A 25,104-nucleotide genomic window follows, 5' to 3' on the forward strand; every position below is an offset into this window, starting at 1 on the left:
CGATGGTCGTGCTCGGCCTGCTGCTCGGCATTGTCGGCACCGACATCTACACCGGCACACCGCGCTTCACGCTTGGCATCCGCGAATATGCCGACGGGCTGAATTTCGTCGCGGTGGCGGTCGGCGTCTTCGGCGTCGCCGAGATACTGCGCAACCTCGAAAACGAGCACGAGCGCTCCGTGATGATCCGAAGCGTCTCCGGCCTTATGCCGACCCGCGAGGACTTTCGGCGTATGGCGGCGCCCATCGTGCGCGGCACGATCATCGGTTCGGCGCTCGGCATCCTGCCGGGAGGCGGCGCGATCCTTGCAGCGTTTGCCTCCTACACGGTCGAAAAGCGCGTATCGAAAAACCCCGGGGAATTCGGCAAGGGCGCCATCGAAGGCGTCGCCGGACCGGAATCGGCCAACAATGCCGGCGCGCAGACCTCCTTCATTCCAATGCTGACGCTCGGCATTCCGGCCAACCCGGTCATGGCGCTGATGATCGGCGCGATGATCATCCAGGGCATCGTGCCCGGTCCCAATGTCGCGATCGAACAGCCGGCGCTATTTTGGGGCATCATCGCCTCGATGTGGATCGGCAATCTGATGCTGATCGTCTTGAACTTGCCACTGATCGGGCTTTGGGTAAAACTCCTGACGATTCCCTATTACGTGCTCTTCCCGATCATCATGGCGTTCTGCTCGATCGGTGTTTACAGCGTCAACACCAACATCTACGACCTCTACGCCGTCGCGTTCTTCGGCTTCCTCGGCTACCTGCTGACCAAGCTGCGCTGCGAGCCCGCGCCGCTGCTGCTCGGCTTCGTGCTTGGCCCGCTGCTCGAGGAAAACCTGCGCCGCGCCATGATTCTCGCGCGCGGCGACCCGAGCACCTTCCTCACCAGGCCGATCAGCGCCGGCCTGCTCTTCATCGCGCTCGCCGTGCTCGTCATCGTCTTCCTGCCGGCGGTCAAGAAGAAGCGCGAAGAGGTGTTCGTGGAGGAGAATTAGCGAACGTCACGCGGCTGCCTGTCCACGGACGCGGCCGCCGATGCGGCCCCCGGTTTCCGAATCGAACAGAAAGACGGCGGTGTCCTGGAAGGTGATGCCGATCGGCTCATCCATGTCGTAGTGCGCCGATTTATCGGCCTTGACGGTTACGGTGGCCCCACCGAATTGGCAGGTGATCAAGGTATGATCGCCGATCAGTTCCACAGCGTAGACCCGTGCCGCAATCTTGCCCTCCGATGGGCCCGTGACCCGGCAATCCTCGGGCCGAAGGCCGGCAGTGACCTTTTTCCGGCTCTCGGCAACGCTGGTCGCAAATCGTCCTTCCGCACACACGAAGGTACCCTCGACCAGCTCGCCATGGAGAAAATTCATCGGCGGTGAGCCGATGAAGCCAGCGACGAACAGGTTCGCCGGATCGTCGTAGATCTGTCGGGGTGTCGCGATCTGCTGCACAACGCCACGGTTCATGATGGCAACACGGTGAGCCAAGGTCATGGCCTCGATCTGATCGTGGGTGACGTAGATCGTCGTCACGCCCAGATCAGCCTGCAGGCGCTTCAGCTCCGAGCGCATGTGGCCGCGCAGCTTGGCGTCGAGATTGGAGAGCGGCTCGTCCATCAGGAAGACGCTCGGCCGCCGCACCATGGCGCGGGCAAGCGCGATGCGCTGCCGCTGACCGCCGGAAAGCTGCCGTGGATAGCGGTCGAGGAACTCCTCGAGGTGGACCTTGACGGCGGCGCTGCGGACGGAGGCGTCGCGTTCAGTGCGCGGCACGCCCCGCAGCTTCAGCGGATATGCGATGTTCTCCGCAACGGTCATATGCGGATAGAGCGCGTAGGACTGGAACACCATCGCCACGTCGCGATACTTGGGCAGCACATGGGTGACGTCGCGGTCGCCGATGAGGACGCGGCCGGAACTCACCGATTCAAGCCCGGCGACCATGCGCAGCGCCGTCGTCTTGCCGCAGCCCGAGGGGCCGAGCAGCACCAGGAACTCGCCGTCCTGGATCTCCAGGTCGAGCCCTTTGACCACCTCGACCGCGCCGAAGGACTTGTAGATATCGGACAGGGTGACCCGCATATCGACTAGCCCTTCACTGCGCCGACCAGCAGCCCGCGCGCAATGTGCTTCTGCAGGATGCTCGAGATGACGATCACGGGGGCGATCATCACGGTGATCAAGACCGACATGTTCCACCATTGCGGCCCGCGCGTCGTGTTCTGTGCCGATACCAGCACCGGCATCGTCTGCGCGTCGGCATTGGAAAGGAAGAGGGCCAGCAGATACTCGTTCCAGGCAAGGATCAGCACCAGCAGAAAGGTCGCGACCAAGCCGGATCGCACCAGCGGCAGCGCGATGGTGAAGAAAACGCGGAACTTGGAGGCCCCGTCTATCTGTGCGCTCTCCTCAAGGTCGAGCGGGATGCCGGCGAAGAAATCGCGAGTCAGCCACACGACGATCGGCAGGTTGATGGCGGTGTAGGTGGCGATCAGCGCCACCTGTGTGTCAAGCAGGCGCATCTGCTGGAACATCACGTAGATCGGCAACACGGCGACGATCGGCGGCATGATGCGGTTGGAGATGATCCAGAATTCAATGTCGTTGTTGCCGACAGCAAGCCTCGTGCGTCCAACAAGCGTGAACAGCGCGATGATGAAGAGAGCGGCTGCCACGGCAACGGCGATCTCCCACTGCACGCCGAAAGTGGCCACCGCGACGATGATTGCGGTGAGGAGGATCAAGAAGAGCGCAACGGCGACGAGCTTCACCTGGAAGCGGATACGCACGAGCGCGTAGGCCGCCAGCGAGCCGATCAGGACTGCGAGCAGCGTGCTCGCCACCGCGACAACGACCGAATTCATGTAAGGGCGCAGCGTGTAATTCTGCACGAGCATGAAGTCCCATGCCTGCAGCGAGGGGGCAAAGTCGACGAACGGGAGATAGAACGGCCCATTGTCGACCTCCCCCGGCCCCTTGAAGGATGTGATGAACACCCAGTACAGAGGAATCACCACAACGAGCGTCCACAGGAACAGCAGCGCATAGGTCACGATCCTGGCGACCGGTGCCTGGCTGTCGATCGAGGCCGGCTCGAACAGCCGGCGCGCCAGCGAGCGCGGCTCGGCGCTCATGCTTCGAACCGGCGCGCCGGCCGGACCACAAAATTGAAGAACGAGACGCATACGATGGTCGAGATGAAGAGGAGCATGTAACCGACAGCGGCCGAGCCGCCGAGATCCTGGGTACGCCAGGAAATGAAGGAGTGGAGCGTCATCGATTCCGTCGCCAGGCCGGGACCGCCGCCGGTGAGCACGTTCGGCAGATCGACGATCTTGAAAGCCTCGATGAGCCGGATCAGCACGACGGTAGCGGCAATCGGCGCGATCGCCGGCCAGGTAATGTCGCGAAAAATCTGGAAGCCGTTGGCTCCGTCGAGCCGCGCCGCCTCGACCTGGTCGCGCGGCTGGTTCTCAACGGCCGCCAGCAGCACGATGAACATGAACGGCGTCCACTGCCAGGTATCGCCGACCAACACCATCAGCCGCGCCGACCAGGCCTCTGTGGCCCACGACCACTCGCTGATGCCGAAAGCGCGCACGATCGGGGCGAAGGGGCCCTTCTGCATGTCGGCGAGCATGCGAAACGTGTAGGCGATGCCAACCGGGGTCACCATCAGCGGGATGAAGAAGAGGACGCGAAAGAAATTCCTGCCGCGAATTGGCTGGCCGCAGAGGAGCGCGAGGCCCAGCCCCAGTGCGAACTGCACGGACACACCGACGAACACGTAGAGAAGCGTGTTGACGACAGTTCCCGGCACGCCGCCCGGTGCCATGGTGGCCAGCGCGAGAACCGCCAGGCCCATAGCCATTGCCGTCGTGAGAAGGCGACCAATCACGCCGGCGATGGTCGGCCTGCCACGCCAGAGATAGCGGGCGAGAAGAAAAAGCAGCCCTGCCGCGACCAACGCCAGCAAAGCGGATTGGACAAAACCGAACGTGCCGAATTTGCCGAGCAAGTGATACTGCTGCGAGCCGACCAGCAGCTTGCGGAAGTTCACAAGTCCGATGAATTTCAGCGTGAATCCGCCCGGCGCGAGCGCAAAGCGCGAAAGCGCGAGATAGGCCGAGATGATGAGCGGAAAAATCGCGAAGCACAGAAGCACGACGACGGCTGGCAGCACCATGATCCGGCCCGAGTGACCGTCCAGCCATTCGGCCCAGCTGCGGCGGTCGGCAGCTTCTGGCATAGTGTCGGTTGCGGTCATCATAACCCGGGAATGTGGGGCAGGCATGAGACCCGGCGCGGACCGATGCCACGCCGGGTCGATTGCTTGGCCACCTATTTGGCGCCGATAGTCGCCTTGTAAAGTTCGAGCTGCTTGTCTTTGCCAATCTCGTCGTTCAGCTCATTCCAGCCTTCCTCGACCGCCGAAACCGTCGCTTCCTTGTCGATTTCGCCGGCAAGGAAGCGCGAGACCGCTTCGTCGAGCACGACCTGCTGGTATTTCTGATTTTGTGGGATGCGCAGGTCGAGGATCATGTTCGGGCTGCTCATGCTGTCGTTGATCGCGCCCAGGTACACTTTGGCCTCATCCTCGCTCATGTTGGCCTTCTTCCAAAGGTCGCTGTAGCTGAGCTGCGAAGTGCGATACGGGTTGAAGCCGGTGCCGCCGACGGTCACGTCGGCGTTCGACTGTGCCGGCTGCGTCATGAACGAGAAGTAGGCGTAGGCGGCGTCCTTTACCTTCGGATCGGCCGCCGCGTTGATGCCGCCGCCCCAGCCGCCAAAAGCTGCGAAGGGTGCATGGTTCACGCCGTCGATCGCGTGCGGGCAGTTTTCTGCCGTGCAAGCCTCTAGCTTGCCGGTGTCCCAGTTCAGGACCTCCTTGGATCCGGGCATGATCGCCGCGCCCCATTTGCCCATCACCTTGGACTGGGCCGGATCGATCGAGATCGTGCCTACATCGCCCCAGTCGAGGTTCAGCGCGCAGCGGCCGGAAGCGAAGAGCGGCCTTGTATCGCTGACATCGAGATTCAGCTCGTCCGGCGGGCCGTATTTGGTCGATTCAGACAGGAAGTCGAGCGCCTTGCGGAAGGCGTCGTTGTTGACGAGCGGCGTCATGTCCTTGGTGTTGAAGAAGGTGCCCTGGCTGGTTCCCTTGGACTGGGTCATCGAGCCGACCACATCGGTGACGAACCAATAGCTCTGCGCGTTGCGCTTCTTGGCGATGCACGAGCCGAAATCCGGCGTGCCATCGCCGCTCATGTCCTTGCCATGCGTGGCCTTGGCGACCTCGAGATATTCGTCCCAAGTTTTCGGCACCGCCAGGCCGGCCGCTTCCAGCACGTCCTTGCGGTAGTACATCATGTGGAAGTCGCCATCGAGCGTGATCATGTAGGTCTTGCCGCTGTACTTCTCGGAGAAGTCTCGGAAGAACGCGCCCACATCGTCCTGCTGGATGTCCTTGTCGGCCTCGACCCGCGGCGTCAGGTCCTCGAGGTAGCCGCCGGCAATGTAGTCGACCATCCATTGCGGGGCGAACACCCCGGCATCGACCGAGTTGGTGCCGCTCGCCCAGTCGGTGAGTATCTTTTGATAGAGATCCGAGAAAGGCACCGCGATGACATTGATCTTGGCGCCGGTGAGCGCTTCGAACTCGGGCGCGCGCCTCTGTAGCGGCTCCTGAATCGCCCCGGTCTGCGTAATGACGTTCACGGTAACGCCCGCAAACGGTTTGTCCTGCGCAAAGGCAGGTGCGCCAACCAGCGCGGCAAAAGCCGAAACGCCGGCCAGAAAGACCCCAATTCTCATCAGACTTCCTCCCATATTGACCGGGACCTGTTCCTGCGGACCAAGCCGTCGGCATCCTCCCCGTCGGTTGCCGTCGCCAGAGCACGGCACCAACGCTCCTCAAGTACAATATCGGCATCGCACAGCGAGTCCAGTGCCTTGCCGCAACGGAAGATGAGGTGCCCAGCCGGGCTTCCAGCTGATGCATGTCGCTCAAAAGCATGCCCTCGGGCGTGCCCGGGGTGCCCAGTCATTGCAAATTAGTGTGGCGGAACAACATCAGCTTGTGCGCGTCGGGTATCTGCTGCGCCAGGCCGAGCACAACGCTGTCGAGCAGGACGAGGCAGGATTGCTCGAACAGGCTGCCGCCAAACTGTTTCGATTCCCCGACAGGGACATGCAGCGTGACGTCGGCAATGCCGGCCAGGGTCCCCGCCGGCTCATGCGTCAGCGTAACGACCTTGGCACCCTCCGCCTTGGCGATGCGGGCAAAGCCTGTGCTGACCGGCGTCTCCCCAGAGCCGGAGACGATCAGCAGCGCATCGCCCCTGCGTATCGAGGGCGCCGATACCTCACCGACAAAATGCACCGTTCGGCCAAGATGCATGAACCGCATCGCGCCCATCTGCGCGACAAGGCCGGAGCGTCCCTGCCCGGAAAAGAACCATCGCTGATCGGGGTCATCGAACGCCTGCACCAGCCTTGCAAAGGCGTCGACGTCGATCCGGCCAAGAAGGTCGGTTATCTCCTGTCCCACGGCCAGCCACGGCCTGGATTGGGCAATCTGTCGCGAATCCATCGTGCTATCTCTTTCGGGCTTGCGGATTCTGTGATGGCGCTGCCGACCACGAGGATTTCCGGCTCGACTGCGATCACCGCTTCCAGCGTGTCGGGGCCGATCCCGCCGGCGAGCGAAACCAGAAAGCCGCGATCGTGCATCTTTTTCACGGCGTCGATATGTGAGGTGGAGGTGTTGCCCGCCAGCCGCGCGTCGGTTGGCGAGTGGACCGCGACATAGCCGAAGCTTTCGGGGAAGACAGCATTCAAAGGAAGCAATTCTGCCTTGCCCGTCTCGGTGATGGTGTCGACGATGACCGTCGCGCCGAAGGCGGCGGCACGTCTTCCCACCGCGTCATGCGTGGCGGACGAAGCACACGACAGCACCGTCATGAACGCGGCACCGGCGCCGAATACCATATCGGCCTCGAGCTGGCCGCCGTCGACGGTTTTGGTATCAGCCAACACCATGACGTCCGGGCAGAGCTCGCGCGCCGTGGTGATGGCGGAGAGGCCAAGGCGTTTCAGCAACGGCGTGCCGATCTCGATAATGTCGGCGAACGCCTTCATCTGCGGGAGCAGGGCCAGGTGTTCAGGCTTGTCGAAGGCGACTTGGAGGAGCAAGGCGGTTCTCTCGAATTAAGGCGGCGGGTGCGGCATGACGACAACGCCCAACCTACTGTCGTGTGCCTCGTAGTCGAAATCTGCCATAATCCAGCAACCTCCAAGCTGGTCCGCATAGGGAGAGCAAATCGTGCCCTGCAAAGCAAGTGTGGTTCTTGTCGAAAGCAGGAGCCGGCCAGATCAGCGCCGCCACCACAGCAAAGCAATATGAGGTAGTCCCTTGACCAGATTGTTTGAGCCGACCGGATGCAAGGTCGATCTGTCGACCGGCGCGATGGGAAATGCAACCGGCAACTACCAGAAACGCTTCCGCGATCTGGATGGGCTCTATGCGGACGCCGCCGCCTTCGAGGCCATGCGCGCGGCATGGGGCGAGCGCATCGTCTACGAGGTCTCCGAGTTCCGGCCGACCGAGCAGTCGGGCGATCTGATTTTCGGCGTCACGCGCATGGCGCCTGGCAAGGTCGGCGACGAGTATTTCATGACACGCGGTCACATCCACAAGCAGGCCGACCGGCCCGAGATCTACTATGGCCAGAAGGGGCACGGCCTCATGCTGATGGAATCGCCGGAGGGCGAGGTCCGGATCCTGCCCGTCGAAGCCCAGACCGTCTGTTACGTCCCCCCTTTCTGGGTCCACCGCTCGATCAATGTTGGGGAAGACGATCTGGTGATGCTGTTCTGCTACCCCGCCGATTCAGGGCAGGACTACGAGATCATCGCAAGATCGGGAGGCATGCGCTCGCGCGTGGTCGCCGGCGATGGAGGCTGGAAGGAAGTCGACAATCCGGATTGGCGACCGCGTGATGCGAAGCTGATCTCCGCCCTCTATGGGCAACAATCCCGCACGGTGCCGGCATGAAGGCTTCCTTCGAGATCGCTGCTTCACTTCGCACTGCTGCTTTTGCGCTGCGCACGAGCGAAATCCGGGAGATCGGCAAATGAGCCGCCGGCCGGCTACCCAGCCGACGTTCTATTTTATCGGCGTCACGACGACGAGCAGTTCGATCATACGGGTTTTCCCCGCATGGGCGCGCCACCTCCGGCTGAAGGATGCGGTTCTCAAGGGCATCGACTTTCCACTTCATGCCGATCCGGAGGCCTACCGTGAGGTCGTCTCCTTCATAAAATCCGACCCGCTGTCGCTCGGCGCGCTCGTCACCACGCATAAGATCGATCTCTTCAACGCGGCGCGCGACCTGTTCGACGTCATCGATCCGCATGCTCGCCTGATGCACGAGACCAGCTGCCTATCAAAGCGGGGCGGCAAACTCATCTGCCATGCCAAGGATCCGATCTCTTCGGGCCTTGCGATCGATGGTTTCATCCCGGCGGGATACTTCGCGGACACCGATGCAGAAGTCCTGTCCATGGGCGCCGGCGGATCGACGATTGCGATCACCTGGCACCTGATGCGCAAGCGCGCCGACGTGCCTTCGCGCATCATTGTCACCGACCGTTCGCAGCCGCGTCTCGACGAAATCGAGCGCATCCACAAAGACATGATGCCGACGATCGAGATCGAGTATGTCCTCGCCGACCGGCCCGAGATCAACGACAAGACGTTGGCGGCGCTGAAACCCGGCTCGCTGGTGATCAACGCGACGGGACTTGGCAAGGACGCCCCAGGCTCGCCGATCACCGATGACGGCGTGTTCCCCAAGCGCGGCATAGCCTGGGATCTCAATTATCGTGGCGACCTGATCTTCCTTGACCAGGCAAGGCGGCAGCAGGCCAGACAGCAGTTGCAGATCGAGGACGGTTGGACGTATTTCCTGCATGGCTGGACGCAGGTGATCGCAGAAGTCTTCGACATCCCGATCCCGGTGTCGGGGCGGGATTTCGACGAGATTTCGCGCATCGCTATCGAAGCGGCGAAGGGCTGATGCCATGGAACGCATTCTCGCCACGCCGCGCTCGCTCTGACCAATAGACAGAGGATCACATGCTTGCCCATCTCAGAACCGTGTCGAAATGAACGGCGAGCTTTTCCTCGCCATCGATGTCGGCACCGGCAGCGTCCGCGCCGCACTGGTCGATGTCAGCGGCAAGATCCTCGAACTTGCGTCGCGAGAGCACGACCAGATCGTGCCGGAGTTCGGCTGGGCCGAACAGCGGCCGGTCGACTGGTGGGAGGGTGCGCGAACGAGCGTCAAAACGGTGCTGGACCGCGTCGATGGCGCCCGCGAACGCATCTCCGCCATCTGCGTCTGCGGGCAGATGCACGGGCTGGTCCTGCTCGACGCGCACGGAGCGCTGACCCGCGAGACCGCACCGCTCTGGAACGACAAGCGCTCCGTTGATCTCGTACGTCGCTTCGAAGAAGAAAATGAGCCGGACAGCTACCTGCCTGAAAGCGGCAACACGCCGACCCCCGCATGGCCGGGCTTCAAACTGCAATGGGTCCGAGACAACGATCCCGCCGCATACGCCCGCAGCGCAGTCGCCATCATGCCGAAGGATTACATCAACTACCGGCTGACCGGCGAGATTGCCATGGATACTGGCGACGCCTCCTGTAGCTTCCTCATGAACCCAGAGCGGCTCGACTGGTCGCCGGTGATGATCGAGCGCATGGGTCTGGACGCCGCCAAGCTGCCGCCGATCCGCAACCCGCTGGATGTCGTCGGCCACGTCACCAAACAGGCGGCGCGCGACACGGGCCTGAAGTCTGGAACCCCCGTCCTGGTCGGCGGTGCCGACTATCCGGTGGCACTGCTCGGTTCAGGCGCTTGTCGGCCGGGAATGGGTTCCGACAGCACCGGCACGGGCGCCATCATCACGGCGGTCGCGGAGAAGCCGCTGCTTGACCCGGAGATCTCGAACGTTGCGACGATCGAAGGCAACTGGGCGCAGTTCGTGCTGCTGGAGACGGGCGGCGACGGCATGCGCTGGGCACGCCGCGCCTTCCACGGCAACGCGCTGTCCTATGACGAGATCGTCGCCCACGCTGCCGAGGCACCTGCCGGTTGCGACGCATTGCTCTTTATGCCCTTTCTCACCGGCGAGCGCCTGGGGCGTCATCGCAACGCCCGCGCACAGTTCTTCGGATTGGGCGCCGCGCATGGCATGGAGCATCTGCACCGCTCGATCCTGGAAGGCGTCGCCTTTGCCATGACGCGTCACATCCGCATCATGGAACACGCGTCAAACAAGCCGCTGGAGCGCGTTATCGCCGCGGGTGGCGGCGCGCGCACTGAACTCTGGCTGAAGATCAAGGCGAGTGCCTTCAACATTCCGATCCTGGTTCCGCGGGAGCCCGAATGCGGCATTGTCGGCTGTGCCGCGATGGCCGCGACGGCGACCGGCCGCTTCGCGCGCGTCGAGCAGGCGGCCGAGCGTTTCGTGAGCTACGGCGCCGAAATCCTGCCGGACCCCAGATGGGCCGAGACCTACAGGCGCACCCAACCGGTTTTCGACCGGCTCTACCACCACAGCCAGGCGCTCTACGACGACATGGACGCCCTGGCGGCCGCCACGCGGCCGACGCAGCCGTGACCTTCTCAGGCCAGCCGAACCCTGCCTGCAGCGACGGACTTGGCAATCACGCACAGCAGTTCGAACATCATCGTTGCCCCCGCCAGCGCCGTCATCCCGCCAAGATCGAACGGCGGTGCCACTTCCACGACATCAGCTCCGACTATGGCCACCGTGTCGAGAAGGCGGACCATTTCCTGCGCTTCGCGGGTGGTGAAGCCGCCAAGCTCGGGGGTGCCGGTGCCGGGCGCCATCGAGGGGTCGATGCAGTCGATGTCGAAGGTCACATAGGTAGGACCGCTGCCGACAATGCCGCGTGCCTCTTCCATAACGCTGGCCGCGCCGCGCCGGACAAATTCCTCCATGTAAATGATGCGGATGCCCTGAGCGACCGCCCAATCGTGCTCGCTGGGCTCGTAGATTGAACCGCGGATGCCGATCTGGACGACACGTTTGGGATCGAGCAGGCCCTCTTCGATGGCCCGCCGGAAGGGTGTGCCATGCGTGTAGGGATTGTCGCCGAAATAGCGGTCGTTGGTATCGGAATGCGCGTCGAAATGGATCATGCCGACCGGCGCATCGCGCGCGACCGCACGCAGCACCGGCAGCGTCGTCAGATGATCGCCGCCGGCAGCAAGCGGAATGGCGCCCGCTGCGACAATCGCTGCGATGCCGTCCTCGATGCGCTTCAGACCGTCCAGGAGATTGATCGGATTGACCGACAGATCGCCGACATCGGCAACGTTGGCGATGCTGAACGGCTCGGTTCCCGAGACGTGATGGGCCCGCCGCATCAGGCTCGACTGGTTCCGGATCTCGCGCGGACCATGGCGCGCGCCGGCGCGGTTGGTCGTACCGCCATCCCACGGTATACCGACGAGTGCGATATCCAGCCCCTCGGCACTTGCCACGGCGGGCAGTCTCATGAAGGTCGAAAGCCCGGCGAAGCGGGGAACTGCGGCGGCGTCGACCGGCTGGAAGAAATTGCTGTTCATGTTCTCGTCACCTCAGAAGAATTCACGTTTGACGATGTTGGCGAGCCGCGTCTCGCAGTCGTCGAGCAGCCATCGGCCCTTTTCCGCCGACGAGCCCTCGGTCAACGAAAGGACGCCCGACGGCGGCACGTCCTCGGCCGGCCTGGGATAGCGGTCATAGGGCTGGAATTGCGCGGGACCGTCATGCAGCGCCTTGCCGAGGTCGACGAGCTCCGGGCGCAGCGCCAGCATCATCGACGTCTCGATCACGCTCGCATGCTCCAGCTCGATGCCGGGATAGCCGTCGGGGAACACTTTCGCCAGCGTTTCGCCGCGCACCATGTCCCAGTGATCGACGCGCAGGATCGTCAGGTCCGTCGCACGTTCGCGGCCAATGGCGTCGAGCGCCAGTTCGATGCCTTCGATCGACGGCCCGATATTCTCGTAATGGCCGTTGAGCACAACGATGCGTCGGACCTTCTGGCGATACAGGTCGCAGATCACATCCTTGACCAGAAGCGAGAAAGTCTGTGCGGTGATGTTGATCGTACCGGGAAAGGCTGGGCCGCCGCCTGACCGGGGCTGCGAGCGGTTGCCGTAGGCGATCGTCGGCGCCACTAGCCCTCCGACCTGCGCCGCCACCTTTTCGGCGATAGCGGTCGGGATCACCACATCGACATTCATCGCCATGTGGTGGCCGTGTTGTTCGGTCGCGCCGAGCGGCAGGAAGACGGGAGCGCCGGCGGCGATCCGCTCCTTAGCCTCGGGCCACGACAGCTCAGCCAGGAAAACGCGGTCTTTCATGATCATCTCTTCTCAAAGCATCGCCGCGCCACCATTGGCGCCCAGGCATTGTCCGGTGAAAAAGGTTGCGCCGGGGCCGGCCAGGAACACCACCGCGGCGGCGATTTCATCCGGCCGTCCGATCCGCCCCAGCGGGTGTGTTGTTTCCAGCGCGCGTTGGCTCTCGGTCAGCGCGTCGAAGCCAAGAAGCGGCGTGTCGGTCGGCCCGGGCGCCACGGCGTTGACCAGGATGCGGGGCGCAAGTTCGCGCGCCCAGGAGCGGGTAAGGCCGAGCAACGCCGCCTTCGTCGCGCAGTAGACCGAAGCGCCCGACCGGCCGAGATAGGCGAGCTCGGAGGCGATGTTGATGATGCGTCCGCCCTCGGGAAGATGCGGCAGGACTTCCCGCGCCACGATGATCGCGCCCCGCACATTGACCGCGAACATGCGGTCGACATGATCGAGCGAAATCCCGCCAAGCGGTGCTTCCTGCAGGATGCCGGCATTGTTGACGAGGATGTCATAGCCGCCAATCCGTTCCCTGCCCTGCCCGACCGCGGCAATGATGTCGGTTTCGCTGGCGAGGTCGCAGGCAAGAATCGGGATATCGCCCTCTGACGCCTCGAGATCGAGGCCCAGAACCGTCGCCCCGGCCTCGCGCAAGGCGCGCGCGGTGGCGCGGCCGATACCGCTGGCTGCGCCAGTGACCAGCGCGCGTTTTCCGTGAAGCGGGCTTACCAAGGCACTTCTCCCCTGTCGACACCAAGCGACTGCCCGGTGATGTTGGCTGCGAGTTCCGACGCCAGGAAGAGATAGGTGCCCGCGATGTCGGCCGGCTCCATCAGGCCCGGCAGCGCCTGCGCACCGACGATGCTTTCGAGCAGTGCTGCCTCGCTGACGGCGTCTCTCTCGGCCATGCGGCCGAGCGAGCGCATCGACGCATCCGTGCGAACCCATCCGGGACAGACCGCATTGACGCGGATGCCCCTGGCCCCGAGTTCCTTGGCCCAAGTCTTCGTCAGGCCGATAATGGCGTGCTTGGAGGCAACGTATGCACCGAACTGCGCCTCGGCAACGCGGCCCCAGATCGATGACGTGTTGACGATCGAACCGCCGGCCTGCATGCGCGGCAGAGCACGCGCCGTGACGAGCGCCGTGCCGATGATATTGATCTCGATGATGCGCCGGAAGGCGGCTTCGACATCGTCGCCGCTGTCGGTGATCGGCGTCATCAGTTCGAGGCCGGCATTGTTGATGAGCACGTCTATGCGAGCGACAGGTTCGAAAGCTGCCGCGACGGCCGAACGATCGGCAATATCGGCTTCCGTGCTGGTGGCGCCCAATTCACGCGCCCGTTCGTGCACAGCCGCTTCGTTGGCGATGAGATGCAGGCTGGCGCCGGCTTGCGCAAAACCCTTAGCGATGCCGAGCCCGATGCCACGGCTGGCCCCGGTGATCACGACCGACTTTCCGTAGAAGGACAGGCTCATGCGATCACTCCTGTCTGGTTGCGGATCAGATGCAGGACCTTGTTGCGCAGCTCGAAGAATTTCTGCGTTTCCCGGATTTCCAATGGCCGTTGCGGGCCAAGCTGGGCCGCCACGTCGATGTCGGCTACGACCGAGGCCGGCCGGCGCGAAAACAGGATGATCCGGTCGGCGAGGAACACCGCTTCTTCCACGTCGTGGGTGACGAAGATGACGGTCTTTTCCTCGCGAATCTGGATCTGCCGCAGCTCGACCTGAAGGCGCTCGCGCGTCAGCGCGTCGAGCGCACCGAAAGGCTCGTCCATCAACAGCACATCCGAACCGGCGGCGAGCGTGCGCGCTATGGCCACGCGCTGGCGCATGCCGCCCGAAATCCGGTTCGGATAGGAGCCGGCGAAGTCGGCAAGCCCGAACAATTCGAGATAATGGCGCATCCGCTCGGCCTTCTCGGCCGCGCCAATATCTTTCCTGTAGCGCATGCCGAAGGCAATGTTCTTCTCGACAGTCAGCCAGGGAAACGACGAATAGGACTGGAACACCATGCCCCGCCGGCGATCCGGTCCGACAACTTTTTCGCCGCCGAGCACGATCGAGCCCGAACTCGGTTCGTCGAGGCCGCCGACCATCCGCATCAAGGTTGTCTTGCCGCAACCCGATGGGCCTAGGAAGACCACCAGCGAATTGCGGTCGAGACCAAGATCGGTTTTTCGCACGACATCGACCGGGCCGAAGGACTTGGCCGTATCGACGAACTGAATGTAGCCGCTCGCCATGACCTATCCCTCACAGATACCGGAAGAGCCGGCGGTGAAGCAGGCGAAGCAGCTGGTCGGTGATGAGGCCGATCAGCCCGATGACGACGACGCCTGCCATTACTTCGGGCGTTTTGACGAAGCGGCGCGCCGTCCAGATCACGTAGCCGATGCCGGAATCGGCCGCGACAATCTCGGCGATGATCAAATATGTCCAGCACCAGCCGAGCGTGATCCTGAGATTGTCAATCAGGGTCGGCCCCATCCAGCGCAAGGCGACATCGGTCATCACTTGCCTCGAGCTGGCGCCGACGGTGCGGGCGACCTCGACGAACTCATGTGGTACCCGCCGCATGTCGTCGGCCACGAGAAGCACGAGCTGGAAGAAAGTGCCCAGCCAGAGCAGGAAGATTTTGGTCTCCTCGCCGACGCCGAACCAGATGATGGACAGTGGCACAAGTGCGGGAACCGGAAGATAGCGGATGAAATCGATCATCGGCTCGAGTGCGGCTCCGACAATCCGGTAGCTGCTCATCATGATGCCGATCGGGATGGCCATGGCCGCGGCGAGCAGGAAGGCGATCCACACACGTGTGGTCGAAACCACGACATGCCAGACGAGGTTCTGCTCGGTCAGCATCGTCCACAAGGCGATGACGACGCGGCTTGGTGAGGGGAGGAACTGCGGCGCAATAATGCCCGCGCGTGCCGCCAGCTCCCAACCCGCGACGACCAGGGCGGCCGCCGCAACGCTGACGGCGGATTCCGCCATCGGCGAAGCTCGGCCGCGAAAAACAAACAGACTGCTGAACAAGATCACTATCCCCGGATGCCGGCATGGCATGGCCGCCGGCGGCCGCCGGAAGGCGGACCGCCGGACCTGGTCCATTGCCGTTACTTAGCCGACACCTTGTTGATCACCGAATTGTCGATCTGGTCCGTCGCCACGAGCTTGTTGTCGGCAGCGCCGTTCTCCAGGTTGAGGTCCATCACCGTATCGAAGATGCTGTGGAGCGTGCCTTTTTCTCCCGGTTTGCCCATGTAGGCGAGAGATTCGGCGAGCGTCGTGTAGGATAGGCTGGAGTCGACGATCTCGGTCACCTCAGCCGGCGTCAGGCCGAAATGCTTGGAGGCCATATCGGCGAATTTTCCCGGCTCGGCCTTCAGGAAATCGACGGCCTCGTAGATGCAGCCGAGAAACTTCGCGTATTTGTCCGGGTTCGCCTTGAAGTCATCGTTGCGGACGATGATCGCATCGATGATGATGCCGCGATGATCCTTGGACGAGACCAGCATGCGAGCACCCGGACGGGTCGAGGCCTTCAGCGCCTGCGACATGAACGGTTCATAGGTCGCGATCGCGGCAATCGAGTCATCGACGAAAACCGCGCCCGTGTCGGCCGTTGCGATGTCCTTGATCTGGAGGTCCTTCAGTGACAGTCCCGCCTGCTTCAGCTCCATCTGGAGCAACAGGCGTGAGGGAATGTTCGGTTCGGCAGCGACGACCTTGCCCTTGAGATCCGCCACCGTCTTGATCTGGTCGTCGGTGATGATGCCGTCGCCGCCGACGGATTCATCGATCGTGCCGATGATGATGCCCGGTGTGGAGGCGTCGCGCGGGCGCCCCTGATATTCGCCGACGGAGCGCATCTGCATCTCGATGTCGCCGCGCGCCATCGCTGCCATGACGTTGGTGAGGTCATCCTCGAACTTGATGCTGACATCTAGGTCTTTGCCGGCGAAGCAGCCCAGGTCGCCGGCGATGTGGACAGGTGCAAATCCCAGCCACGTCGGAGCAAGGATGCGTATCTGGTCGGCGCTGAAGGCGAACTGCGAACTGGCGAGCACCAGTGCTGCGGACAACGCGATGCGGAGTGACGATTTCATGATTGTTCCCCATTTTTGTTCCGCGCAGGCTCGCGATTTCAAGCATTGATGTAAATGAGTTTATTTAGAATTTTACATCGAATAATGTCGATGTATCGCCGTTCGAGGGACAAGCCATGCGTCGTTTGGACAACATCGACATCCGCCTGCTGCGCGTCTTCGTGGCGCTGGCCGATTCAGGCGGCTTCGCCGACGCGCAGATCACCCTCAACCTGTCGCAGCCGACGCTCAGCACGCATCTTGCGGAGTTGGAGAAACGCATCGGCGCCCAGCTCTGCCATCGCGGACGCAAAAAGTTCCGCCTGACCGAGGTCGGACAGGCGACCTACGACGCGGCGCAGAAACTGTTTCGCGATCTCGACGATTTCGGACACCGCATCAGCGCAGCTAGCGGCAGCCTGTCCGGCCGGTTGCGGATCGGCACGTCCGATGGCGTGTTCACAAGCAGTGAATTGGGCATCCAGCATGCCCTCAGACGCTTCATGGGTCCTGATTCCGATGTTTTCATCGACCTATCGCTTGGCACGCCATCCGAGCTTGAGCAGCAAGTCGCTGATGGCGGCCGCGACATCGTCATCGGGCCGCTGTCGCAGAAAGCGCCCGGTGTCGTTTACCGGGATTATTGCGGCGAGCCGCATTTTCTCTATTGCGGCCGACGGCACCCGCTTTTTGCAATGCCCGATTCAAGGATCGACCAAAGCGCCATCCACGCTGCGCGGTTTTCTGTACGCAGCTATCGGTATTTCGACGACCTCTATCTCGTCGGGCATCCCAAGGCCAGCGCGTCAGTGATCCACATGGAAGCACAATTGATGCTGATCCTGTCGGAGAATTTCATCGGCTTCCTGCCGGCTCATTTCGCATCGTCATGGGTCCACGCCGGCGAGTTGCGGGCGATCAAGCCCGGGTCCTATACCTTCAGTTCGCGGCATCTGATCGCGTACCGCAGGGCAGACGAAACAAGAAATCTGGTCCAGGCGTTCCTTCGAGAACTGACCAGAGGATCGGGGACGGTTCCGTTGAAAGAGGGTGGCGCAAAATAGGAAGAATTTCGGTCTGCCCGAGCAATCCAGCAGTCTGTTCGGCCAGATCAATCAACCCGGCGTCGAACCCCGCCCGCTGGGGCAGGCTGCGATCTACTGGAAGGGCCGCTCGACATCGCCGAGATGCGCGTGGGCGGCAAAACAACCCCGTCTGGATCATTTCGGCGGGCGTCGTTGCCAATGTCGGCAGCGATGCGTTCGTCGCCTTGCCCATGAGCACGGAGGCGTTGCCATGAGCCGTGGACGATCTGAGGAGGAACCGATGCATCCCGTCTGGGATGCATCGGAAGGATTGACTCAGTTGTGGCGGATTTCCGTTCCCAGCACCTTCAGGCACTCGCGGATGAACGCGGCAAGTGCGGTCCAGCCCTTTGCCGAGACCATCGTTCCGTCGACATAGGCCTCAGTCGGGGACAGGTCGATATAGGTTCCACCGGCGAGGGTCACTTCCGGCTCGCAGGCAGCCAGCGCACCTACTTTCTTGCCACGCACGACGCCGTCGACCGCGATCAGGATCTGTACGCCATGGCAGATCGTGAAGATCGGCTTCTTGTTTTCGTGGAAATGGCGGACGATCGCCTGCACGCGCTTATCCGTGCGGATGTACTCGGGGCCACGACCGCCCGCGCAATACACGGCGTGATACTGGTCGAGCTGTTTCTCCGCCTCCGAAAAGGTCTTGTTCATCAAAGCATAGTGGCCGGGCTTCTCGGTGTAGGTTTGGTCACCTTCGAAATCGTGAAGCGACGTCTTGATCAGGTCTCCAGCGTTCTTGTCAGGACAGACAACGTGGACGATGTGGCCGACGGCCTCCATCGCCTGCTGATAGACGAAGATCTCGTATTCTTCGGTAAACTCACCGGTCAACATTAGTATTTTCTTGCCTGGCATAGTCGGTTTCCTCGTTTTGTGGATGGAAGTCAGGCGGGCATTGCACTCGCCCGGCGGCGCGGGTCTCAGAAAGGGGGACCCGGGACGTGGCATTCCCGGGCGTTTGCTTGCGGGGTCAACGGTGCCTCCAGCTTGACGGCGCCGCTCCCGATGTGGACGGTGACTGACATCGTGACAGTCTCAATCGAACGCCAGCAACAAACGATCACGAGAATGCTCGATATGGCGGCGCATCGCCTGTTCCGCCGCAACAGGATCGGAGGCAGCGAAGGCGGCCAGGATAGCCTCATGCTCGTCGAGCGCTTCCTCGGTAACGCGCGAATGGAACATCAGGCGAAAGATGTGGAAGTGCGTATGCTGGAAAGCGAGAGTCTGGCGCACGAGATCATTGTTTGCAAATTCCATGATCCTGTCGTGGAAAATGGCGTCCTGCCGCGCAAAGTTGGAGTAACGCAGGCGTTCATCCTTGCCTTCGCGGCGCGCCATGCCCCCTGCGGACTCCTGAAGCACCGCAAGTTTCGTCTCATCCATCAATGCGGCTGCTTTGGCCGCCCCATGCGGCTCGAGCAGCAGGCGAAGCTCATAGAGTTCGTCAAATCGGCGCTTGGTTATCTGCGGCGCGGCGCGGTAGCCGATCAAATGTGTCTTCAGCACAAGGCCTTCGCCTTCGAGGCGGCCAAGCGCTTCACGGATTGGCGTGTGGGATACTTCGAGTTCCTTGACCAGACTGTCGACGGTGATCCGCGAGCCAGGCGCGATCTTCAGCGACATGAGTTGCGCGAAGATCGCTTCATACACGTCCTCCACCAGACTGTTGGATCGCTGGATGCGTCCGCTAGCCGGGTCGACTTCTCGGGCATTGCTTAAGTTCGTGACCTGCATCTTTGCCTCTTGACAGGATCACTGGCTAACACGATGCTTCGCTCAATGCAATCCTATATCATATACGATTTAATAGATGATACCTTTTGGATCGAATTCGACCAGCTTTCGCTTTCCACTCCCAACATCATCGAGGGACGCAGAACATGAGCCTTTTCGCTGCCGTAAGGCTGCCGCGTGAAATCCTCTTCGGGAAGGGACAGCGCCACGTCATTGCGACCGTCGCGGCCAGGCTCGGGCGTCGTGCGCTCGTCTGTACCGACGAACGTTTTGCCGCAACCCGTCCTTTCGCGGAGATCGTCGCGGCGCTGCGAGCCGCTTCGATCGACGTGTTTGTCCATGACCGCGTGCTGCCCGACGTTCCCCGAGACACAGTTGCCGTTTGCGTCGAGGAGGCACGGGATTTTGCGCCCGACATGGTGATCGGCATCGGAGGCGGCAGTTGTCTCGACATGGCCAAATGCGCCGCATTGCTCATCAGTCACGGCGGCCTGCTCCAGGACTACTATGGCGAGTTCAAGGTGCCTAGTCCGACGCTGCCGGTGATCGCGGTGCCAACGACAGCCGGCACCGGCTCGGAAGTGACCCCTGTCGCGGTGATCTCGGATCCGGATCGCGCCTTGAAGGTCGGCATCTCCAGCCCGCATCTCATCGCGGCAGCCGCCATCTGCGACCCGGAACTGACGATGACATGTCCCCCGGGACTGACGGCGATCGCGGGTGCAGACGCGCTGACACATGCAATCGAGGCTTTTACCGCCGTCAGGCGCGGCACTGACCCCAGCCTCCCGCAACAGCATGTCTTCATCGGAAAGAGCGCGCTGACCGATCATTTTGCGCTGCTCGCGATCAAGCTGCTTGGCCGCAGTCTCGAGAAGGCATACAGCGACCCCGCCGACGAGGACGCTCGGGCCGATGTGATGATGGGCGCGCTTGCTGCCGGCTGTGCGTTCGGTACGGCCGGAACGGCGGCGGCGCACGCGGTGCAATATCCGGTCGGCGCCCTCACCCACACCGCTCACGGGCTGGGTGTCGCCACCATGTTGCCGTATGTCATGAAGTACAACAGGGCCGCCGCGGCCGCCGAGATGGCCGAGATCGGCCTCGCCCTTGGTCTCGACGGGAGGGACCGGAGTGCCGGTGAGATGGCCGACGCGACGATCGACGAGATCGGCCGGCTGTTTGGAGCGATCGGGATCACGCCTTCGCTGGCCAAGCTCGGGCTTCCCGCCGACAAGCTCGATTGGACGGCCGAACAGGCGCTCGGCATTGACCGTCTCATCAAGAACAATCCGCGGCCATTCGATCTGGCAGCCATGCGGGGCCTGATCCAGGCAGCCTATGATGGCGACCTCGCCACCTACGTCATGTGAGCAATCGAGGAGCAGGCCATGAACATATCTCATCAGGTGCTGGAGGACGATCAGGACACTGCCGACTTCCATAGATTCTCCCACGGCTTGTATATCGGCGGCCAATGGAGGCAATCCGCCGACGGCAGGGAAATCCAGGTCGTGGACCCTTCCACGGAAGCGGTGATCGCCGCCGTTCCCGATGCGACGATCGAAGATGCCGCGGCGGCCGTGGAGGCTGCGGCCAAGGCCGCCGATGGCTGGCGCACAACGGCACCCCGCAAGCGTTCCGAAATCCTCAGACGTTGCTTCGAGCTGATGACGCAACGTTCTGAGACGCTGGCAACCCTGATCTCGCTGGAAAACGGCAAGGCACTCCGGGACGCACGTGGCGAGATCGCCTATGCTGCGGAATTCTTTCGCTGGAATGCCGAGGAAGCCGTTCGCATCACAGGTGAATTCGGGATGGCGCCTTCCGGCACGAACCGGATCGTGGTCGATTACGAGCCCATCGGCATCTGCGTCCTTGTCACGCCCTGGAACTTCCCTGCCGCCATGGCGACGCGCAAGATCGCGCCCGCCTTGGCTGCCGGGTGCACGGTAATTTTGAAGCCAGCCAGCGAGACCCCGCTCACGGCCTACGCGCTTGCCGCGCTCTACCAGGAAGCAGGCGTTCCGCCAGGTGTGGTGAACGTTCTGACAACCTCCAGTCCCGGCCCTGTGACGGCCGCGATGCTGGCCGATCCGCGGGTGCGGAAACTCTCCTTTACCGGCTCGACGGGTGTCGGGCGCGTTCTGCTGGCCGAGGCGGCAAAGCACGTGGTTTCGTGTTCGATGGAACTTGGCGGCAACGCGCCATTCCTTGTGTTCGATGACGCGGATCTCGACGCGGCGGTCGACGGGGCGATGGTGGCGAAGATGCGCAACGCCGGCGAGGCCTGCACGGCTGCAAACCGCATCTATGTCCAGTCCGGCGTTTATGACGCCTTTGGCGAAAGCCTCGCCAGGCGGATGTCGGCACTCAAGGTCGGCGCCGGCACGGACGCGGCCACGGAGTGCGGGCCGATGATCACCAGGAAGGCCGTCGACAAGATCGGCCGGCTGGTCAACGATGCTGTCGCCCGTGGCGCGCGGGTGCTGTGCGGGAGCAAGGCAGGCTCGGGAACGGGATACTTTTATCCGCCGACCGTGCTCTGCGACGTCCCGGCCGAGGCGGAGATGGCGCATGAGGAAATTTTTGGGCCGGTGGCGCCGATCTCGAGATTCGAGACGGAAGCCGATGTCATCGCGCGCGCCAACGACACCGAATACGGTCTTGCCGCCTACATCTACACGCGCGATCTTGCGCGTGGAATGCGGGTGGCATCCAAGATCGAAGCCGGGATGATCGCTCTCAACCGCGGCTTGATGTCCGATCCGGCAGCACCCTTCGGCGGGGTGAAGCAGAGCGGCCTCGGCCGCGAGGGCGGCCAGCATCACGGCATTGCCGAGTTCATGGAGGCGAAATACCTCGCCATCAGCATCTGAGCGGAGGAAGAGTGCAAAGCGATCCGTTTCGCATCCGCGACTACGTCGCGGATTTTGACAAAATCGTGCAGGACATCGTTCACCGCAGCGAGGCCGTTCGCGCAACCATTCCAATGGCTGCGGACGTTGCCTATGGGCCGGATCAGACCGAAACCATCGACCTGTTCTTTCCCACGGGCAAAAGAAGCGGCCTGCCGGTGCACATGTTTATCCATGGCGGCTACTGGAGAATGTTCTCCAAGCGCGACTACTCATACGTCGCGACGACGATTACCCAGGCGGGTGCGATTGCCGTCATCGTCGACTATGCTCTGATGCCCAACGTCAGAATGGCTACGATCGTCGACCAGGTGCGCCGCGCCAAGCAGTGGGTTCTCGCCCATATCGCCGACCATGGCGGAAACCCGGCAGAACTGACTGTCAGCGGTCATTCGGCCGGAGCACATCTTTCAACGTTTCTGTTCAACAGCGAGAATACCCCCTCGAATGTGCGGGCAGCTCTTCTGCTCGGCGGGCTCTACGATTTGAAACCGCTCCAGAACTCCTTTCTCGCCAACGAGATTGGAATCACCGATGAGGAAGTCGCCATGTTTACACCTCTTGCCTATCGGCATGATCCTCAAACCAAGGCGACGGTTCTGGTCGGAGCCAATGAGACGCCGCCTTTCCATCAGCAAGCAGATCGATTCAAACAGAACCTGCTGCAGCGGGGTTCGCCGGTAACGTCGCTTGTTCTCACGAACCGCAACCACATGGACAGTGTCAGAGATCTCGGCGTGCCAGGGAGCCAGGCGGGTGGTTGCCTGACGAAACTGATTGCCAACGACAGCCGCTAGCCCTCCCTGCAGACATGGCGGCCATCACCCATGGCGGCTTAACTGCAATGCCGTCTGCGTCCAACCGGGAATTGCTCCGCCCGTGACACTCGTCAGACCGCCTTGAGATACTCGACCCATTGCGGGGTCTGCATCACCGAGCGCGCGCGCATATATTTCCACGCCCCGTATTTGTAGAAATCGAAGTCGAGCGCCGATACGACGTTCTGCACCATTGCCCAGGTTCCCCACTTCACATCGGCGAGCACCTTGTGCACGACCAGCCGGGCCTTCAACCGAGGGTCAAACCTGCCGAAATATTCCTCGATGACTTCGGCCTCGACCGCATCGGAGAAGAACATTTCCCCGCACCAGATGCCGAGTTCGTAACAGCGGTCGTTGTTTGCGGCATACTCATAGTCGATCAGCATCATCGACCGGTCGGGCGCGATCATGAAGTTTCCGGGCATCGGATCGTTGAAGCATGGAACCAGGTCGATCCCCGAAGCCTCGAGCGCCGCCCGCGCCAGAAGGTACTGGCGATGCAGCCAGGCAAAATCCGCCGGCAGCGCGCCTCCGAGCTCGCGGACCTGATCGACATGCTCGTCGATCATGTCGAAGACCGTCTTGGTCAGCGACAGCAGGCCCGAATCGTTGAAGCGCCGGTAGAGACCCAGCACCGAGCGGCGTACATCCGGGTCGAGGAAATCGCGGTTGGTACAGGAGCGCCGCCCCTCCATGAAATCGGCAATCTCGACGCCGCGTTCGTCCAGATAGCCGTAGACCGCGGGTCCGATACCGAGCGAGTGGGCGCGCCGGCTCGCCTCCGCCGCCGCTTTTCGGTCGATGAACATCTCGGTGCCCCGGCCCGGAACCTTCACGAAATAGCTCTCTGACTGTCCCGCGATGCGAACGCGCCAGTTGGAATTGCTGATGCCGCCATGCACCGGCCGGTAGCGGAGATCGCGGCCGGTCCATGGTTCGACGGCACAGATGACGGCCTCGATCTCCCGCTCGGCTTCGCTCACCGCCTCGCCCGGCCGCTTCTCAATCATGTAGGGCCTCCTTGCAGCCGCTCAAAGCCGTCTCAACTTCAGTTCGAAGTCCGGATGGCGAAGAGCCATCCGGCAGCGCAGCAGGCGCCACTGCGCGTATTTCAGAAACTCGATGTCGCCGCGCGGCGATGTCGAGTTCAACAACAGACCCCATAGCCCCCACATCAGATCGTCCGCCGCCGCATATGCACGGCAACGGTTGAGGGAAGCCTGACGGAACGACCCCTCGAACATCTCAAGCGCCGGCCGCATCTCTTCTTCGAACGGAAAGGCCTCGTTAAGTAGAATGCCGACCTCGTAGAGGGGATCGACATTGCGGGCGTCGTCGAAATCGACGAGCTGAACCGCCCCGTCCTGGCTTACCATGATGTTGGAGGCGAGGCCGTCGGCGTGGCTCGGCCGGACATCGTAACCCGCAGCGGTGATTGCGCGCTCGATCTCGCCGACGCCGTCGAGCATCCACCAAAGATCGTCCGGGCGCTCGACGCCGGCGGCTTTCCGGGCGTCGTCCAGCACCCGGATCCTATCGAATACCGTCCACGACAAAGCGAATGGCCGCGATCCGTGGATCGCCTTTTTGAGCCCGATGACCTGCTCCATCACGTCCGCCCGTCGCAGATCGTCCATGCGCGCCGTTTTCCAACCGGGCGGCAAGAGATCGAAGACGATCGCGTCGGCGTCTCGCGCAAGATGCCGCGGACTTGGCGTGCAGCCCAGTCCGGCCGCGGTGGAGGCGGCTTCAAACACGGCCTCCAGATCGACGAACGCCTTCTGGTCGGAGTTCACGATCTTCAGGAAATAGGCCGGAGACGACTGGTCGACCGCCACCAGCCATGCTTCGCTGTCGACGCCGCGATGCGAGGGCGATGCGATACCCGGAGAGGCGGGCGCAAAACCGATCTGTTTTCCCGTCCAGTCCGCAATAGCGGTGAGCGCCGCCTCGGCACGAACTTCCGCGGGGGTGGAGGCTTCGCCGATCGTCTTCATCG

Annotated in this window: 25 protein-coding genes; 8 read left to right on the forward strand and 17 right to left on the reverse strand. The window is 62.5% G+C overall.

The genetic code is table 11. The features are described from left to right. On the forward strand, nucleotides 1-995 hold a 995-nt coding region (locus tag EOC93_RS17645; protein WP_127205243.1), incomplete at its 5' end, for a tripartite tricarboxylate transporter permease. 6 nt (nucleotides 996-1,001) lie between these two features. On the opposite strand, the gene EOC93_RS17650 is transcribed toward EOC93_RS17645, so the two are convergent. The 6 genes from EOC93_RS17650 to EOC93_RS17675 form a co-directional block, all read right to left on the reverse strand. After that, nucleotides 1,002-2,078 (reverse strand): ABC transporter ATP-binding protein, encoded by a 1,077-nt coding sequence (locus tag EOC93_RS17650; RefSeq protein WP_127205244.1) that lies wholly within the window; start codon nucleotides 2,076-2,078, stop codon nucleotides 1,002-1,004. Nucleotides 2,079-2,083: 5 nt separating this feature from the next. Continuing rightward, nucleotides 2,084-3,130, reverse strand: coding sequence for a carbohydrate ABC transporter permease (locus EOC93_RS17655; RefSeq protein WP_127205245.1), 1,047 nt, complete (start codon nucleotides 3,128-3,130; stop codon nucleotides 2,084-2,086). Then, nucleotides 3,127-4,245: a sugar ABC transporter permease gene (locus tag EOC93_RS17660; RefSeq protein WP_164759177.1), complete on the reverse strand. Its 1,119-nt coding sequence runs from the start codon at nucleotides 4,243-4,245 to the stop codon at nucleotides 3,127-3,129. Before EOC93_RS17660 ends, EOC93_RS17655 begins: the two co-directional genes overlap by 4 nt. 92 nt (nucleotides 4,246-4,337) lie before the next feature. Beyond that, complete coding sequence (locus EOC93_RS17665) at nucleotides 4,338-5,810, reverse strand: extracellular solute-binding protein (RefSeq protein WP_127205247.1); 1,473 nt, start codon at nucleotides 5,808-5,810, stop codon at nucleotides 4,338-4,340. Nucleotides 5,811-6,039: 229 nt separating this feature from the next. After that, nucleotides 6,040-6,546, reverse strand: coding sequence for an SIS domain-containing protein (locus EOC93_RS17670; RefSeq protein ID WP_164759178.1), 507 nt, complete (start codon nucleotides 6,544-6,546; stop codon nucleotides 6,040-6,042). Then, complete coding sequence (locus EOC93_RS17675) at nucleotides 6,531-7,190, reverse strand: orotidine 5'-phosphate decarboxylase / HUMPS family protein (RefSeq protein WP_127205249.1); 660 nt, start codon at nucleotides 7,188-7,190, stop codon at nucleotides 6,531-6,533. Before EOC93_RS17675 ends, EOC93_RS17670 begins: the two co-directional genes overlap by 16 nt. Nucleotides 7,191-7,410: 220 nt before the next feature. Here EOC93_RS17675 and EOC93_RS17680 point away from each other — a divergent pair, with 220 nt between their 5' ends. The 3 genes from EOC93_RS17680 (at nucleotide 7,411) to EOC93_RS17690 (ending at nucleotide 10,688) form a co-directional block, all read left to right on the forward strand. Next, nucleotides 7,411-8,052 carry a glucose-6-phosphate isomerase gene (locus EOC93_RS17680; protein ID WP_127205250.1) on the forward strand — a complete coding sequence of 214 codons (642 nt, stop codon included), beginning with the start codon at nucleotides 7,411-7,413 and terminating at the stop codon, nucleotides 8,050-8,052. Nucleotides 8,053-8,131: 79 nt separating this feature from the next. Further along, nucleotides 8,132-9,076, forward strand: a complete 945-nt coding sequence (locus tag EOC93_RS17685; RefSeq protein ID WP_127205251.1) for a shikimate dehydrogenase — start codon at nucleotides 8,132-8,134, stop codon at nucleotides 9,074-9,076. 88 nt (nucleotides 9,077-9,164) lie between these two features. Then, a complete protein-coding gene (locus EOC93_RS17690) occupies nucleotides 9,165-10,688 on the forward strand; it encodes an FGGY family carbohydrate kinase (protein WP_127205252.1) in 1,524 nt (507 codons plus the stop codon). Nucleotides 10,689-10,693: 5 nt separating this feature from the next. Here EOC93_RS17690 and speB read toward each other — a convergent pair whose 3' ends face one another. The 7 genes from speB to EOC93_RS17725 form a co-directional block, all read right to left on the reverse strand. Further along, complete coding sequence (gene speB / locus EOC93_RS17695) at nucleotides 10,694-11,662, reverse strand: agmatinase (protein WP_127205253.1); 969 nt, start codon at nucleotides 11,660-11,662, stop codon at nucleotides 10,694-10,696. A 12-nt stretch (nucleotides 11,663-11,674) separates the two neighbouring features. After that, nucleotides 11,675-12,445, reverse strand: coding sequence for a creatininase (locus EOC93_RS17700; protein ID WP_127205254.1), 771 nt, complete (start codon nucleotides 12,443-12,445; stop codon nucleotides 11,675-11,677). 12 nt (nucleotides 12,446-12,457) lie between these two features. Continuing rightward, nucleotides 12,458-13,165, reverse strand: a complete 708-nt coding sequence (locus tag EOC93_RS17705; RefSeq protein ID WP_127205255.1) for an SDR family oxidoreductase — start codon at nucleotides 13,163-13,165, stop codon at nucleotides 12,458-12,460. Next, entirely contained in the window at nucleotides 13,159-13,914 is a 756-nt protein-coding gene (locus tag EOC93_RS17710; RefSeq protein WP_127205256.1) for an SDR family oxidoreductase, read from the reverse strand. The genes EOC93_RS17705 and EOC93_RS17710 overlap by 7 nt, the downstream gene beginning before the upstream one ends. Beyond that, nucleotides 13,911-14,684 carry an ABC transporter ATP-binding protein gene (locus EOC93_RS17715; protein ID WP_127205257.1) on the reverse strand — a complete coding sequence of 258 codons (774 nt, stop codon included), beginning with the start codon at nucleotides 14,682-14,684 and terminating at the stop codon, nucleotides 13,911-13,913. The genes EOC93_RS17710 and EOC93_RS17715 overlap by 4 nt, the downstream gene beginning before the upstream one ends. A gap of 10 nt (nucleotides 14,685-14,694) precedes the next feature. Then, nucleotides 14,695-15,435 (reverse strand): ABC transporter permease, encoded by a 741-nt coding sequence (locus tag EOC93_RS17720; protein WP_245461484.1) that lies wholly within the window; start codon nucleotides 15,433-15,435, stop codon nucleotides 14,695-14,697. 122 nt (nucleotides 15,436-15,557) lie between these two features. After that, nucleotides 15,558-16,550 (reverse strand): ABC transporter substrate-binding protein, encoded by a 993-nt coding sequence (locus EOC93_RS17725; RefSeq protein WP_127205258.1) that lies wholly within the window; start codon nucleotides 16,548-16,550, stop codon nucleotides 15,558-15,560. Between the two features lie 116 nt (nucleotides 16,551-16,666). Here EOC93_RS17725 and EOC93_RS17730 point away from each other — a divergent pair, with 116 nt between their 5' ends. Next, the gene (locus EOC93_RS17730; protein ID WP_095489055.1) at nucleotides 16,667-17,593 is read left to right on the forward strand and encodes a LysR family transcriptional regulator; all 927 of its coding nucleotides are present in this window, start codon (nucleotides 16,667-16,669) and stop codon (nucleotides 17,591-17,593) included. Nucleotides 17,594-17,890: 297 nt separating this feature from the next. Here the strand turns inward: EOC93_RS17730 and EOC93_RS17735 are convergent, their stop codons facing one another. Together EOC93_RS17735 and EOC93_RS17740 are read right to left on the reverse strand one after the other, a co-directional pair. Beyond that, the gene (locus tag EOC93_RS17735; protein WP_065009308.1) at nucleotides 17,891-18,484 is read right to left on the reverse strand and encodes a DJ-1/PfpI family protein; all 594 of its coding nucleotides are present in this window, start codon (nucleotides 18,482-18,484) and stop codon (nucleotides 17,891-17,893) included. 180 nt (nucleotides 18,485-18,664) lie between these two features. Beyond that, a complete protein-coding gene (locus tag EOC93_RS17740) occupies nucleotides 18,665-19,366 on the reverse strand; it encodes a GntR family transcriptional regulator (RefSeq protein ID WP_127205259.1) in 702 nt (233 codons plus the stop codon). Nucleotides 19,367-19,512: 146 nt separating this feature from the next. Here EOC93_RS17740 and EOC93_RS17745 point away from each other — a divergent pair, with 146 nt between their 5' ends. Genes EOC93_RS17745 through EOC93_RS17755 form a run of 3 tightly spaced genes read left to right on the forward strand, consistent with a single transcriptional unit; the run spans nucleotide 19,513 to nucleotide 23,081 of the window. After that, the gene (locus EOC93_RS17745) at nucleotides 19,513-20,739 is read left to right on the forward strand and encodes an iron-containing alcohol dehydrogenase (RefSeq protein WP_127205260.1); all 1,227 of its coding nucleotides are present in this window, start codon (nucleotides 19,513-19,515) and stop codon (nucleotides 20,737-20,739) included. Between the two features lie 18 nt (nucleotides 20,740-20,757). Next, nucleotides 20,758-22,245 carry an NAD-dependent succinate-semialdehyde dehydrogenase gene (locus EOC93_RS17750; protein ID WP_126105447.1) on the forward strand — a complete coding sequence of 496 codons (1,488 nt, stop codon included), beginning with the start codon at nucleotides 20,758-20,760 and terminating at the stop codon, nucleotides 22,243-22,245. 11 nt (nucleotides 22,246-22,256) lie between these two features. Further along, entirely contained in the window at nucleotides 22,257-23,081 is an 825-nt protein-coding gene (locus EOC93_RS17755) for an alpha/beta hydrolase (protein ID WP_126105446.1), read from the forward strand. Between the two features lie 92 nt (nucleotides 23,082-23,173). Here the strand turns inward: EOC93_RS17755 and EOC93_RS17760 are convergent, their stop codons facing one another. Further along, nucleotides 23,174-24,115, reverse strand: coding sequence for a choline/ethanolamine kinase family protein (locus EOC93_RS17760; RefSeq protein ID WP_164759179.1), 942 nt, complete (start codon nucleotides 24,113-24,115; stop codon nucleotides 23,174-23,176). Between the two features lie 21 nt (nucleotides 24,116-24,136). Then, nucleotides 24,137-25,102 (reverse strand): aminoglycoside phosphotransferase family protein, encoded by a 966-nt coding sequence (locus tag EOC93_RS17765; RefSeq protein ID WP_127205261.1) that lies wholly within the window; start codon nucleotides 25,100-25,102, stop codon nucleotides 24,137-24,139. Nucleotides 25,103-25,104 lie beyond the last annotated feature (2 nt).

The organism is Mesorhizobium sp. M6A.T.Ce.TU.002.03.1.1, from assembly GCF_003997275.1.
Classification (GTDB): Bacteria; Pseudomonadota; Alphaproteobacteria; order Rhizobiales; family Rhizobiaceae; genus Mesorhizobium; species Mesorhizobium mediterraneum.